We start from the raw sequence: 12945 nt of genomic DNA, 5'->3' as shown, positions 1-12945 counted from the left end.
ATCGGAGGCGGCGGACGGCACGACACGGCTCAGCGCTCGGACGCGAACCGTACGAACTGCCCCCAGCCTTCACGACCGACTTCGAAGGCCGGGCGGGTCACGTCCTTGGAGTCCCGTACGTGGATGGCCTGCTCGGTGACGGCGACCTCCACACAGTCGTCGCCCGAGCTACCGCTATAGCTTGACTTGAACCAGGCGAGTTCCGTCGTGCTCATGCCTCTCCTCGCAGTCGCTCCAGCAAGGCCCGGGAATCTTTGGGGTGCAGGGCCTGCGACCGCAGTGTGTCATAGCGCTGCTGGAGAACTCTTACCTCTTTCGAGTCGCCAATCAGCCGTCCGCTCTCCTGGCCCTCCGAGTATGCGAGTCGACGCCCTTCGGGTGTCTCCAGTAGGCGCAGAGGTCCATCCATGCACGAGTGGTACTCAGCCTCCAGCGGCATGATTTGCAACGTCACGTTGCGAGGTGACGTGCGCTCCAGAACGTAGTCCAACTGCTCACGCCGCACCTCGGCACCGCCCAATCTCCGTCGCAGGACCGCTTCCTCAACGATGAAGTGGAACGGAACTGTCGGACGCTCGTACAGCATCCGCTGCCGCTCCATCCTCGCCTCGACCTGAGCCTCCAACTGCTCATCCGTCAGCAGCGGAATCCGGTTCTCGAAGAGGGCCCGCGCATAGCCCTCCGACTGCAACAGCCCCGGAACCAACCGGCACTCATACGTGCACAGGCTCACCGCCTCCCGCTCCAGCCGGGCCCACCGCCGGAACCACGCAGCCAGTCCCGCCTCACCCCGCGTCAGGTGCCGCGCCGCCTTCCGCAGCGCACCCGTGTTGCCCAGGGCCTCCTCCGCCCGCTCCACGAACGCCTCGTCCGGCATCCGGCGCCCCAGCTCCACCGACTCCACCGTGTGCCTGGAGTACTGCACCAGGGCGCCCAGGTCGACCCGGCTCAGCCCCGCGTGCTCGCGCAACGCCTGGACGACGGCCCCGAACGTGCGCAGGCTGTCCGACGGATGCGGCTCCCGCTCCCACTCCCCCGCCGCAACCGCCCGCGCACCGCCGGCGCTCCCGGCCGCCTCCCCCTCGACCCCGACCACGTCCATCCGCCGCCCCTTTCCTCTCCTCCGCACCGCGCACCACGGCGGCTCCTCACGCCGCCCGCGTCCACCCCCAGACTGACGGATCATCAGACGTACCGTCCACTCTTCGTGTCCGTACGCTGACTCACCGTACGGGGTGCCACACTCGTCCCCGCCCCCGTCCGACCGCCACCCTGAGGTCACGGAGAGCCGGGAGAAACCCGTCCGCGTCCACCGCTCACCTGCGGAAACACCCGGGCGGCCGCCTCCCCTCCCGTGCACTCCCGCCCACCACGGGCGGCGGCGGCCGGACCCGGCCGCATCGGACGAACCGGAAGGTGCAGTCATGCAGAACGGAACCGACCTCTACGCGCTCGACATCAGCGGAGCCTCCTTCACCAAGGCGTGCGGCGGCCCCTGCACGGAAGGGTGCGTGACGCTGGCCCGGATCGGGGAGGACGCCTGGGCGCTGGGCGACAGCAAGCGGCCGGACGCGCGGCCGCTGCGCTTCACCACCGAGGAGCTGGACGCCGCCGGTATCGACCCGGCGCGCTTCGGCCTCGGCGCCTGACCCTCCTCCCCCTCCCCGCCGCCGGCCGGACCGGACCTCTCCCCGCGTCCGGCCGGTGCTCCTCGAAAGGGGAACGGCCCGTGCACCACCACGCCTACCTCTGGACCGGCCCGAAGGCACGCTTCGACGACGAGGCGCTGCGGCGGCCCCCGCACCCCGAGCCTCCCCCGGCCGACGGCAGGCCGGAACTGGTCGAGCGCTACCGCCTGGCGGCCGCGGAGTTCCGCACGTCGGACCTGCCGCCCCTGGAGACGGCGTACTGGCTCGTCAAGCCCCGCTCACTGGTGCGGGGCACCTGGGAGGAGGCGAAGGAGGCGGCGGCCTGGCTCGGTGAACGGCTGGCCGAGTACGCGCCCCGGTTCGCGGCGCAGGGCGACCGGGACACCGCGCGCCTGGCCCGGCTGGTGGACGCCGCCGCCGAGCGCCTGTGCGCGGGCGCCGACGTGTCGTACGGCTGCTACCTCGAACGCCCCTCGTACCTCTCCCTGGCCGTGGTCACCTGTTCCCCCAACCGCACGCTCCCCGAACTGCCCTGCCCCTGCGCGTAGAGCAGGCCGGCACTCGCACCCGCCCCGACCGCGCGCCTCGGCGTCAACCTCAGAGGGTTCCGTCAAACGGGTGATCACACCTCAAAAACCAACGAATGTTCTTGCTTCGCGCATAGTTTCACCTCATGCCCAACGGCAGTCACGACACCCTGCACGGCTTCCTGCTGTTGGTCTGTCAGGTCTCCACGGCTCACCGGGAGATGATGCACCGAAGGTGATCAACGCTCCGAACCGGCTCTCGCATCTCCCGCTGCCGTCAGGCAGGTTTCGCGGGTTCTTCCCCCAGAGCTCGGATCGCAAGATCGATTGCGGTGGTCAGGCGCCCCAGGTCGTGACCGGCGCGCTCCCGCACCCGCAGGCCGAGTACTGTCGTGAACAGCGACTCCACGGCTCCGTCGATGTCGAGATCGGTGGACAGTTCGCCCCGCTCCCGCCCCTCGGCCAGTACCGCATGCAGGGCCCGCCGGGTGACCGCGAACGCGGCCTCGGTCCGCTCTTGGACCTGGGCGTCAGTGGTGCCGAGTTCGGTGGCGGTGTTGATCACGAAGCAGCCGCGGCCGGACTCGCCGGCGGCTGGACAGGTCACCAGCCACAGCATCCATTCCCGCAGCACCTCGCGAACGGGGCGGTCACTGGCGTCCAGACGTCGGCGGGCCTCCGTGGACTCGGTGGCCCGGTAGTGGTCGAGCGCGCGCAGGAAGAGCGTGTGCTTGTCCGTGAACGTCCGATACAGGCTGCTGGGCGCGAGGTTCAGCTCGTCACCCAGGTCGCGGACCGAAGTGGCGTGATAACCGCGCCGCCAGAACAGCTCGGTCGCCGCGGTGACCGCCTCCTGCTCGTCGAACTGTCGTGGGCGTGCCATGACTTCACCTTACCCGACTTGTGGATCGTTCGCTCCCATACTAGGGTCCCGATTCGGGAGCGATCGCTTCCGAATTGCTGGAGGAGGATCCGTTGACGACCGCAGAACAGACCCCCACCCGGACACAGGAATCAGGGACGCCGGATCAGAGCCGCTGGATGGCGGTGGCCGTGGTGACGCTGGGCACCTTCCTGCTGGTGACCGCCGAGCAACTGCCGATCGGTCTGCTGACCTCAGTGGGATCCGCACTGTCGGTCTCCGAGGGGACGGCAGGACTGATGGTGACGGTGCCCAGCATCGTCGCCGGGTTCGCGGCACCGCTGGTCCCGATGGTCGTCGGGGCGCTGGACCGACGCGTCCTGCTGCTCGGGCTGATGGCCCTGATGACCGTCGCGAACCTGGGCTCCGCCCTGGCGCCGAACTTCGCAGTGCTGGTGGGCTCCCGAGTGCTGGTCGGCATCGCGGTGGGCGGCTTCTGGGCGGTCGCCGCCGGCTTGGCGGTCCGGCTCGTTGCGTCTGCGGACGTGCCACGCGCCACCGCCGTCATCTTCGGCGGCGTCGGAGCCGCAAACGTGTTCGGCGTCCCGCTCGGCACCCTGGTCGGCGACCTGACCGGTTGGCGCATCGCCTTCTGCGCGCTCAGCGCCCTGGCGCTGGTGATCCTGATCGCCCTGCTCGCGGTACTGCCGCGGCTGGCCGCCTCCCAGACCATCCGCCCCGACCTGCTGATGGAGCAGCTCCGCAACCCGGGCGTGCGCGTCGGCATCATCGCGACGGTGTTCCTCGTGTTCGGACACTTTGCCGCTTACACATTCGTCAGCCCGGCGCTGCAGCATCTGTCGGGGATCGATGAGCGCCATGTCGGTCCGCTGCTGTTCGGGTTCGGCGCGGCCGGCATGATCGGCAACTTCGTCGCGGGTGCGGCGCTCTCTCGCCGCGTGCACCGCAGCGTGCTGGCCATCGCCGTGGCCATGACGGCCGCGATGCCGCTCTTCCTGCTCCTGGGCCGGACCGCAATCGGCGGCGCCATCCTGCTGATCGTCTGGGGTCTGGCCTTCGGCGGTGTGTCCGTGGGGCTCCAGACCTGGATGATCAAGGCCGCTCCGCACGCGGTGGAAGCGGCCTCCTCGCTGTGGGTGGCGGTCTTCAACTTGTCCATCGGTTTCGGCGCGCTGGCCGGCGGCATCATCGTCGACACGCTCACGCTCCAAGGCTCGCTCTGGCTCGGTGGCGCCTGCGGCCTGCTCGCCGCCCTGGCGATCTGGAGCGCCCGTACCAATGACGCCGTGCGCTGACCGGGAGCCACTCAGGCTGCCTGGGCACCGGAGAAGGAATTCCAGCGCCCGGGCAGCCCGCACTCCCCCATGCAATACTCCAAACAGGCCCTGGTGTCGCCCCTCTCCGGGCTCAGTCCAGCGGCCGCAGCCGTCGAGGAGGCGAAGGAGGCGGCGGCCCGGCCCGGTGAACGGCCGGCCGAGTACACGCCCCGGTTCGCGGCGCAGGGCGACCGGGACACCGCGCGCCCGGCCCGGCTGGTGGACGCCGCCGCCGACCGGCTGCGCGCGGGCGCCGACGTGTCCTACGGCCACTACCTCGAACGCCCCTCGTACCTCTCCCTGGCCCTGGTCACCTGCTCCCCCAACCGCACCCTCCCCGAACCGCCCTGCCCGGTGGCGTAGTCGGCGGTCCGGACGCGTCACCGGATTCCGGTGGCTCCGGTCACCACGCGGCGACGACCGGTGCGTCGCTTCCGTGCTGCCGCCAGGCCTCGTCGAGACGCGCGAGCCGGTCCGCGGCGGCGATGCCGCACAGGGACGCGACCCTGCCGTCCCTGACGTCGAACGCCACGGCGCCCACGACCCGGTCGTCGACCACGGCCACGACCGCCGGGGAGCCGTTGACCTGCACGGTGTGGAACACGGGCGAGCCGCCGGCCAGCCGCCGCTTCGCCGGCGTGGGCCTGAACCCCGCCCGCACGTAGGAGGCGACGCGCTCGCGCGTCGTGAACCGCAGCAGCCGCCTGGCCCGTCCGGCGCCGTCCGAGACCGCCGTCACGTCGTCGGTGAGCAGCTCGACCAGTCGTTCGGTGCGCCCCGACGTGGCGGCGGCGAGGAACTCCTCGACGACCCGGCGCGCGGACGCGGGGTCCACCTCCTCGCTGCCGCGGCGGCGCTCGGCGGCGACCCGGACCCGGGCCCGGTGGGCGTGCTGCTGGCTCGCGGACTCGGTGACGTCGAGGATCCGGGCGATCTCGGCGTGGCTGTAGGAGAAGGCCTCGCGCAGGACGTAGACGGCCCGCTCGACCGGCGAGAGGCGCTCCATGAGGGTCAGGACGGCCAGGGACACCGATTCGCGCTGCTCGAAGGTGTCGGCGGGGCCGAGCATCGGGTCGCCCTCGAGAAGCGGCTCGGGCAGCCAGGCGCCGGCCGCCCGCTCGTGGCGCGCCTGCGCCGAGCGGAGCCGGTCGAGGCAGAGGTGGGTGACGACCTTGGTCAGCCACGCCTCCGGCACCTCGATCCGGTCGCGGTCCGCGGACTGCCAGCGCAGGAAGGCGTCCTGCACGACGTCCTCGGCGTCGGCGGCCGAGCCGAGCAGGCGGTACGCGAGCGAGGCCAGCCGGCCCCGGCCGGCCTCGAAGCGTTCGACGGCTGCGCTGTCCACGTGCGGCAGCCTAGGCGGCGGCCCGCGCGCCGGCCCGGTCGGGTGCGCCGGCCGGGTCGGGCGCGCCGGCCAGGCGGCGCCTGCGCTTCGGCATGCCGAAGGTCGGGTGGGCGACGCCCCACCCGGCCCCCGTGAGCACGCCCGACTTGATCCGTGCGGCGGTCCGGCCGCCCAGGTACCAGGACTTCGGCCGGACGTCGCCGTCCACCACCTGGATGATCGCGTCCCGCCGTCCGAGGCTGATGTGGTTGCCGTGGTACTTCAGGCCGGTGACCGGGACCTCGCCGCCCGTCAGGCGCGCGATGATCGCGGCGGTCGCCTGCATGGCGGTGGCGCCGGCCGAGGCGCAGGACATCGGCAGCGGCCGGCCGTTCCCGCCGACCGCGTGGGCGCAGTCGCCGGCGGCGTAGACGTCCGGGTGCGAGACCGAGCGCATGGTGCGGTCGACGACGATCTGCCCGGTTCCGGCGACCTCCAGACCGCTCGCGGCGGCGAGGGGGTGCACGGCGAACCCGGCCGACCACACGGTCACGTCGGCCGGGACGGACGTGCCGTCGGCGGTGATCGCCCGTGTCGGCTCGACGGCTTCGACGGGGGTGTGCGCGTGGACGGTGACGCCGAGCCGGTCGAAGGCCCGGCGCAGGTGACGGCGGGCCTGCGGGGAGAGCCGGGCGCCCGGCTCGCCGCGGGCGGCGAGCGCGACCGAGAGGTCGGGGCGGGACTCGGCGAGCTCGGCGGCGGTCTCGATGCCGGTCAGCCCCTCGCCGACGACCAGCACGGTGCCGCCCGCGCGCAGACCGGCCAGGCGTTCGCGCAGCCGCAGCGCCGAGGACAGGCCGGTCACGTCGTGGGCGTGCTCGGCCACGCCGGGGACGCCGTGGTGGGCGACGGAGCTGCCGAGCGTGTGGAGGAGGGTGTCGTACGCGAGTTCGCCGTCGCCGTCCTCGCCGGTCACGGTGACGGTCCCGCGGTCGGGGTCGACGCCGGTGACGCGCGCCACGCGCAGCCGCACCCCGGTGCCCGCGAACACGTCGGCGAGCGTGCGGGACCCGATGTCCTGGCCGCTCGCGAGCTGGTGCAGCCGCATCCGCTCGACGAAGTCGGGCACGGCGTTGACGACGGTGATCTCGACGTCTGCGGGGGAGAGCCGGCGGGCCAGGTTTCCGGCGGCGAAGGCCCCGGCGTATCCGGCGCCGAGGACGACGATGCGGTGCTTCATGGCGATGCTCCTGCCTGTCTCGTTCGCGTGCCCCTTGAACGGGACGGCGCCCCGATTCCTGACAGCGCCCGGGTGTGACGTGGGTCACCGAATCGGAACGGGTGGCCGGACCCCCTACGGACGAGACCGAGCGCCCCCGAACGCGCTGAGGGCGTGCCGTCCGCCACTCCGGCGGACGGCACGCCCTCACGTTCGCTCAGCGCTCCGGCGCGAACCGCACGAACCGCCCCGGCCTTCACGGCCGACGGCGAAGGACGGGCGGGTCACGTCCTTGGAGTCCCGTCATCCCGGGTCGCTCCGGAATCCGGGCTACGCGCCGGAGCGGACGCCGGCTGCGAGGTCGTGCAGGTGGGCGGTGGTGCCGTTGCGTCGTGCGCGGCGCAGTCCCTGTTTGGCCAGCAGGCCGTTGGCCACGGTCATGACCATCCTGCTGGGCGGCGCTGTCATGCCGACCGATGTGTGGGGGGCGTACAACGCCTCTCCGTCGTCGACGGTCAGCCAGCCGGTGGCGGTGCGCATGCTCACACCGACGCACTGCGGCCGGAATGCGTGGGCGAGGAATCCCGCTCGGCGCCCGCCCGGTGGCAGCAGTTCGGGCGGTGCGCTGAGGCGCAGCCCGGTCTCGTCGTGTCCGGTGACCGTCACCGGGAGGATGACGGGACTACCGTCGGCCCCCTCGTACGCCAGCAGACGATGCGGGAGGGCGGCGATCTGCCGGGCGAGCCTGGAGACGGGTATCCGGGGTGTCGTGCCGTTCTTCGGGGGTCGCTGTTCGGCGGGATGCCCTGGCCAGGACGGGCCGGTCACGGTCGCCGGTCCGTGTGCGGAGAGGTGGGGCCAGGTGCTGATGCGTTCCAGGTCGACGTCGACGAAGACGCGCTCCTGGTGGTACTCGCGCAGCAGCCAGTCCCACACCCTTCCGTGCTTGGTCTTCCCGAAGAACGACTCCGTGGCGTCCATCAGTTCCGCCAGCCGCTGTGCCGAGGGCCGAAGGTCCACCGATGCCTTGCCTTGGGCGAGGACGTAGTGACTGTGGGCGGCGAATCCGTGCATGCGCGTGTGATAGGCGAGGGCGACGCGCGGGTTGTTCAGGATGCGTTCCAGTTTCTTCGGGAAGCCCAGCGAGGTGGTGAAGCCGGCCTGGTTGGCCGCCCGGTTCGCGAGCCCTACCGGTGAGACGCTGGTGACCACCGCGCCTCCGGCGGGGGTGAGGTAGGCGACCGCGATGGTCAGGTCGCCCGTGATCGCCTCGTACGCCGTGTCCGGCCAGGGGAGGTGTGTGTCCGTCACGAGCCGATACCTCGCAGCACGCGCAGGTCGGTGGCGGCCTGGTCGCGCATGCCGGGCAGCAGCGACTTCACCTGCGGCGGCATGTTCACGAATATCGATTCCACCTCGGCCGGTGTGCCCACCTCGTCGAGGAGGCCGATCATCAGGTGCCCGGCCACCGGGGGTGTGGTGGCGATGACTCGTCGGGCGAACTCCTCCCACTGCGCGGGCGTGACGTGCGCCCGCAGGGCGGGGAACAGAACCGGTTCCTCGTGGGCCAGGTGGTCGCGCACGCTGTCGCGCACCGCGACGGCCGCCTCGCGCAGTGTGTGCCGGTCGTCTTTGTTCAGGTTTTCGCCGTCGTGGTCCTTCGCGCCGGCGAGGTCGATGTCGGCGAGGCGGTCGAGCGCGAGGTCCAGACGTTCGTGTTCTTCGCTCAGGTCGTCGAGGGCGCGCTTCACGTCGGGCGCCGCGGTCAGGATGAGCGGCCACAGCCATTCGTCCTCGGTCTCGTGGTGGTGACGCAGGTTCACCACGAGGAAGTCCCTTAACTGCGCGAGCGCTCGGCGAGGCACGGAGGGGTGGCCGGCGGCGTCCACGAGCAGCCCGGTGGCCAGTCTGTGTGTCTCATGGGTGAGCCGCGTTTCCACGACGGCTTGTGCGTCACGCCCGGCATTCATGTCCATAGGGTGCGAAACCTTCGAGTCGAGGGGTGCATGGTGCGTGGCCTTCCCGTCCGGAAGGGAAGCCCCATTTTGAAGTTACAGCATCTGCAATGAATACGCTTGCCCTTACCTCGGGGTAAGGTGGGGGCATGTCCGCACTGACCCGGAGTTATCGATCGCCACGGCGCGAGCGGGGCGCGGCTCAGACCCGGCAGGACATCCTGGCGGCCGCGCGTGAGCTTTTCATCGCGCAGGGCTATGCACAGGTGACGATGGGGCACATCGCTCGCGCGGCCGGCGTCGCGACCAAGACGCTGTACGCGAGCGTGGGGACCAAGACGGAGCTCCTGCACGCCCTCCTGGCCACGGACGTGGCGGACTCACGGACCACCGGGATCCATGAGGAGGTGTTCCGGAGCGAGGACCTCGCCTCGGCGGTCGCATGCCTGGCGCACGGCGTCCGCGACAACACCGAACGCTTCGCTCCGTCCATCGACCTGCTCTACTCCTCCATGGCGAGCGACGCCAAAGCGCGGGAGGTGTGGGACTACGTCGTCACGCAGTACCGCCAGGCGCTTCGCGAAGCCGCGGAGCACCTGGTCTCCATCGGCGTGGTGGCCCCGCATCTTGACGTGAACGGTGCGGCGGACCGTCTGTGGCTGTGCTTCGGGCTGTCGGCATGGCGATCGCTCGTCGTCGACTGCGGCTGGAGCTACGACGCCGCGGAGCGCCTGCTCTCCCGCCAGGCCCTGAACATGCTCGAGGACCCTGTCCCGGCATAGGCGAGGCGGGCGTTTCCTTCTCGCGCCGCCACCACGCGGCGTGGACGGCAGTCCGGGCTGACCAAGGGCCGCCAGTTTCACAGTCCCCGCTGCGGGCGTGCCGTCCGTTACTCCGGCGGACGGCACGCCCGCCTCGCCGGACAGGAAGAAGGACTCAAGGAGGGACGCGTGGAAGGGCGCGTGGCCGGAAAGGCCGAGCAGCTGCTGCGCCTGATGGAGCGCCGCGGCTTCTCGCTGACGGAAGAGACCCGACAGCGCGTCACCGCCTGCACGGACCTGCCGCTCCTGGATCTCCGGTTCGACCGCGCCATCGACGCCACCGCCCTCGACGGGGTCTTCGCCGCCCCCTCCTCCACGGACCGCGTCCCCACCCCCGCCCAGGACCCGGAGCACACCGCGGTCCCCGGCCAAGGGATGACGGACCCCAGGCCCTCGGCCGGCTGACACCAAGAGCGCACGAAAGATCGAGGCCGGTTGGCCGTCTCATGACATCGGTTCCTCGCGGTCGGGCTCGGCGGCGCAGGACCTGAGGCGATCGGCGAGCGCGACGACGAGGTCGCGGAGCTCGTCGGGGCGCTCGATGACGAACGGCCGGTCGAGCGAGGCGAGGACCGGGGGCAACCAGTCGAGCCGCTCCGCCCGCAGCTCGACGCGCAGCCAGCGCTCGGCCGCCGGGTCCCGGCCGGCCGCGGGCTCCTGCTCCTCCAGGCTCGCGACGCCGGCCGGGAGGCGGGCGCGGATCTGCTCGGCCGTCCCGTGGATCCGCAGGGTCACCTCGTGCCGGTACTCGGCCGTGGCGAACCCCGACAGCACGCGCTGCGCCGGACCGGGCCCCGCGGGCTCCTCGAACGAACCGGGCAGGGTCCGCGCGTCCGCGATGCGGTCGAGCCGGAAGGTCCGGTCCTCGCCGAGCCGGGCGTCCTCGCCCGTGACGTACCACCGGTCCGCGTGGGCGACGATCCCGTACGCGTGGAGCGTGCGTTCGCTGCGCCGGCCGTCGCGGTCGGTGTAGCGGATCGAGACCGGCCGGCGGTGGCGCACCGCGTCGGCGAGGGTGAGCAGGAGCCCGGCGTCCGGGCGGTCCGGCTCGCCGGGCCGGTCCGTGAAGGCGAGGGCTTCCAGGAGCGCGTCGAGCCGGCGGGCGATGTGCCGGGGCAGCACCCGCCGGATCTTCGCCGACGCCGTCTCGTTCGCCGTGAGCTCCGCGGTCGTCAGCCCTGCCCGGCGGCCGGCGACCAGGCCGAGCAGCACGGCCAGCGCCTCGTCGTCGCTGAACATGAGCGGCGGCAGACGGTACCCGGGAGCCAGCCGGTACCCGCCGTAGCGGCCGCGCACCGACTCCACGGGCACGTCGAGGTCGATCAGCTGGTTCACGTACCGGCGCACGGTGCGCCCTTCGACGCCGAGCCGCTCGGCGAGTTCGGCCACCGTCCGGATGCCGCCCGACTGCAGCAGCTCCAGGAGGGTCAGCACGCGGCCGGTGGGTCGGGACATGGGCGCAGCCTAACGCGCATACAGGACCGATTCTGTCCCCTATCTCTCCTAGCCTGCGACGTGCACGCCTCCAGCACAGCCAAGGGGACTTCCATGAACTTCGTCTCGATCCGCATCATCACCGGCGACGTCGCACGCCTCGTCGACTTCTACGAGCGGGCCACAGGAGTACCGGCGACGTGGGCCACCGAGGACTTCGCCGAACTCCGGACCGCGGGCGCCACCCTCGCGATCGCCGGCACCCGCACGGTCCCGCTGTTCGCCCCGGGCTCCGCCCGCCCGGCGGACAACCACAGCGTGATCACCGAGTTCCTCGTCGACGACGTGGACCGCGTCCACCGGGACCTGGCCGGCTTCGTCACCGACTTCGTCAACGGACCCACCACGATGCCCTGGGGCAACCGGTCGCTGCTGTTCCGCGACCCCGACGGCAACCTCGTCAACTTCTTCACCCCCGTCACCCCGGCGGCCGTCGAGAAGTTCGCACGCTGACGTCATGCGCCGCCGCTCCCGCGCCCCTCACACGGGGGAGGCGGGGGTCCTCCGGCGCACCGTCCACGCCCCGCGTCCGCTCGGGGGCGGCCTCACGGGTCCGCCCTCCGCGGCTGTCGCGGGCGGCCCGGCTCTACCGCGCGGGGATCCCGTGCGGCCGTCCGTACGGCACGGGCCGGCCCGTGAAGGCGTCCAGCAGGATCCGGTCGCCGACCGGCCGGTCGAGTTCCACCTCCACCGGATCGACGTCCCTCCTGCCGGGACAGGGGCCGTCCACCGCTCCGGCCACGGAGGCGGACAGGACCACGCTGCCGTCCGTCTCCAGTGCCCGCACACGGGGCCCGTCGTCGCAGGCCCCGTGGTGGGCCAGCACCGTGACGGACCGGCCGTCCCGGGCCACGTCGACCAGTGCGTCCACGGCGGCCAAGCCGCTGCCGGACGGATCACGGGCGGCGTCGATCGGCGGGTCGGGCGGTGCGGAAGGAAGGACGGCGGCGTGTTTGAGGGCCGTGTCGTACCCTTCCACGGTGAACAGCCACGCCGGCACGGTCGCCGGGCCGCGACTCGTCGCGTGGGTCATCTCGCCGAGCCTCGCCCCGGTCACCGTGAGAGCCGGTCCGTCGGGGTCACCGCGGTCCAGGGTCTCGTACGCCCGGCGGGCCCCGATCAGCGGGAGGGAGAGCGAGCCGCCCCTCCCCCACTTCACCTCCCCGTCCTCCCGCGGGAGGCCGGGGAGGTCGCCGCGCAGAGCGAAGTCGCCTCTCTCGAAGGCGCGTTCGTCGGCCTCGTCGTGGAAGCCGCCCTCGGGCGGCTCCACCACGTCCTCCACGGGGTGGTAGCCCCCGCGCCACGCTCCGGCGGCTTCGGAGCCGTCCCAGGCGTCGGCGACCTCGCGGGCGCGCGCCTCCGCGTACGCCCCACGGGTTCCGTCCGGTCCTCCGCCGTCGCCGCCCTCCGCCTCCCCGTTCCCGCACGCGGTGAGCGAGCCCGCGCCGACGACGAGGATCGCGGCCGGGAGGAGGTGGGCGAGAGTGTTCCTGCCGTACGTGGCCATGGGCTCCCCTGGGGTCGATGCGGACCGGACGATCGGAGCCGGCCGCCCGGGGCCGGCCTTCGGCACCCGGCCGGGTGCGGAGTGCTCCGCCCCCATCGTGCGTCTTCCGGGGCCGCCGGTGCCTCCGGAGCGGAACGCCCGCTCACGAGGGCGCCGCGCGGTGGGGGCCGGGCCGGGGGGGGGCCCGCACCGCGGGCCCCCCGGGGCGGGGGCGGGCGTAGGAGATTGAGTGGGGAGGGTGTATCTTAGT

The 12945-nt window shown here is 72.3% G+C and carries 16 protein-coding genes and 1 pseudogene; 7 read left to right on the top strand and 10 right to left on the bottom strand.

Annotated elements, in window-relative coordinates:
* Window positions 1-29: 29 nt before the first annotated feature.
* Window positions 30-215, bottom strand: coding sequence for a DUF397 domain-containing protein (locus ABTY20_RS00715; RefSeq protein WP_351994837.1), 186 nt, complete (start codon window positions 213-215; stop codon window positions 30-32).
* Window positions 212-1102 carry a helix-turn-helix domain-containing protein gene (locus ABTY20_RS00710; RefSeq protein ID WP_351994836.1) on the bottom strand — a complete coding sequence of 297 codons (891 nt, stop codon included), beginning with the start codon at window positions 1100-1102 and terminating at the stop codon, window positions 212-214. The genes ABTY20_RS00715 and ABTY20_RS00710 overlap by 4 nt, the downstream gene beginning before the upstream one ends.
* Window positions 1103-1424: 322 nt before the next feature.
* Between ABTY20_RS00710 and ABTY20_RS00705 the strand changes: the two genes are divergently transcribed.
* A complete protein-coding gene (locus ABTY20_RS00705; RefSeq protein WP_351994835.1) occupies window positions 1425-1649 on the top strand; it encodes a DUF397 domain-containing protein in 225 nt (74 codons plus the stop codon).
* 80 nt (window positions 1650-1729) lie between these two features.
* Window positions 1730-2197 carry a hypothetical protein gene (locus tag ABTY20_RS00700; protein WP_351994834.1) on the top strand — a complete coding sequence of 156 codons (468 nt, stop codon included), beginning with the start codon at window positions 1730-1732 and terminating at the stop codon, window positions 2195-2197.
* A 256-nt stretch (window positions 2198-2453) separates the two neighbouring features.
* Here ABTY20_RS00700 and ABTY20_RS00695 read toward each other — a convergent pair whose 3' ends face one another.
* Window positions 2454-3059, bottom strand: coding sequence for a TetR/AcrR family transcriptional regulator (locus ABTY20_RS00695; protein WP_351994833.1), 606 nt, complete (start codon window positions 3057-3059; stop codon window positions 2454-2456).
* Between the two features lie 92 nt (window positions 3060-3151).
* On the opposite strand from ABTY20_RS00695, the gene ABTY20_RS00690 reads away from it, so the two are divergent.
* Both ABTY20_RS00690 and ABTY20_RS00685 read left to right on the top strand, forming a co-directional pair.
* Window positions 3152-4354, top strand: coding sequence for an MFS transporter (locus ABTY20_RS00690; RefSeq protein WP_351994832.1), 1203 nt, complete (start codon window positions 3152-3154; stop codon window positions 4352-4354).
* A 69-nt stretch (window positions 4355-4423) separates the two neighbouring features.
* Entirely contained in the window at window positions 4424-4738 is a 315-nt protein-coding gene (locus ABTY20_RS00685) for a hypothetical protein (protein ID WP_502991716.1), read from the top strand.
* A gap of 40 nt (window positions 4739-4778) precedes the next feature.
* Here the strand turns inward: ABTY20_RS00685 and ABTY20_RS00680 are convergent, their stop codons facing one another.
* The 5 genes and pseudogenes from ABTY20_RS00680 to ABTY20_RS00660 form a co-directional block, all read right to left on the bottom strand.
* Window positions 4779-5720, bottom strand: a complete 942-nt coding sequence (locus tag ABTY20_RS00680; RefSeq protein ID WP_351994831.1) for a sigma-70 family RNA polymerase sigma factor — start codon at window positions 5718-5720, stop codon at window positions 4779-4781.
* Between the two features lie 10 nt (window positions 5721-5730).
* Window positions 5731-6939: an NAD(P)/FAD-dependent oxidoreductase gene (locus ABTY20_RS00675; protein WP_351994830.1), complete on the bottom strand. Its 1209-nt coding sequence runs from the start codon at window positions 6937-6939 to the stop codon at window positions 5731-5733.
* A gap of 196 nt (window positions 6940-7135) precedes the next feature.
* A pseudogene (locus ABTY20_RS00670) lies at window positions 7136-7221 on the bottom strand (DUF397 domain-containing protein); the annotation flags it as partial.
* Between the two features lie 27 nt (window positions 7222-7248).
* Complete coding sequence (locus tag ABTY20_RS00665) at window positions 7249-8229, bottom strand: hypothetical protein (protein WP_351994829.1); 981 nt, start codon at window positions 8227-8229, stop codon at window positions 7249-7251.
* Window positions 8226-8894 carry a hemerythrin domain-containing protein gene (locus ABTY20_RS00660; protein ID WP_351994828.1) on the bottom strand — a complete coding sequence of 223 codons (669 nt, stop codon included), beginning with the start codon at window positions 8892-8894 and terminating at the stop codon, window positions 8226-8228. The genes ABTY20_RS00665 and ABTY20_RS00660 overlap by 4 nt, the downstream gene beginning before the upstream one ends.
* A 128-nt stretch (window positions 8895-9022) precedes the next feature.
* On the opposite strand from ABTY20_RS00660, the gene ABTY20_RS00655 reads away from it, so the two are divergent.
* Both ABTY20_RS00655 and ABTY20_RS00650 read left to right on the top strand, forming a co-directional pair.
* On the top strand, window positions 9023-9655 hold the full coding sequence (locus tag ABTY20_RS00655; RefSeq protein ID WP_351994827.1) for a TetR family transcriptional regulator: 633 nt from the start codon (window positions 9023-9025) through the stop codon (window positions 9653-9655).
* A gap of 168 nt (window positions 9656-9823) precedes the next feature.
* The gene (locus ABTY20_RS00650; RefSeq protein ID WP_351994826.1) at window positions 9824-10099 is read left to right on the top strand and encodes a hypothetical protein; all 276 of its coding nucleotides are present in this window, start codon (window positions 9824-9826) and stop codon (window positions 10097-10099) included.
* A 39-nt stretch (window positions 10100-10138) separates the two neighbouring features.
* Here the strand turns inward: ABTY20_RS00650 and ABTY20_RS00645 are convergent, their stop codons facing one another.
* Window positions 10139-11149, bottom strand: a complete 1011-nt coding sequence (locus ABTY20_RS00645) for a helix-turn-helix transcriptional regulator (protein ID WP_351994825.1) — start codon at window positions 11147-11149, stop codon at window positions 10139-10141.
* Between the two features lie 93 nt (window positions 11150-11242).
* On the opposite strand from ABTY20_RS00645, the gene ABTY20_RS00640 reads away from it, so the two are divergent.
* Window positions 11243-11641 (top strand): VOC family protein, encoded by a 399-nt coding sequence (locus tag ABTY20_RS00640; protein ID WP_351994824.1) that lies wholly within the window; start codon window positions 11243-11245, stop codon window positions 11639-11641.
* Between the two features lie 133 nt (window positions 11642-11774).
* On the opposite strand, the gene ABTY20_RS00635 is transcribed toward ABTY20_RS00640, so the two are convergent.
* Complete coding sequence (locus ABTY20_RS00635) at window positions 11775-12695, bottom strand: hypothetical protein (RefSeq protein ID WP_351994823.1); 921 nt, start codon at window positions 12693-12695, stop codon at window positions 11775-11777.
* Window positions 12696-12945: the final 250 nt, after the last annotated feature.

The organism is Streptomyces sp. NPDC126497 (assembly GCF_040302425.1).
Classification (GTDB): Bacteria; Actinomycetota; Actinomycetes; order Streptomycetales; family Streptomycetaceae; genus Streptomyces.
The sequence above is the reverse complement of the archived record's forward strand: the minus strand, read 5'-3'. Positions and strand labels throughout refer to the sequence as shown.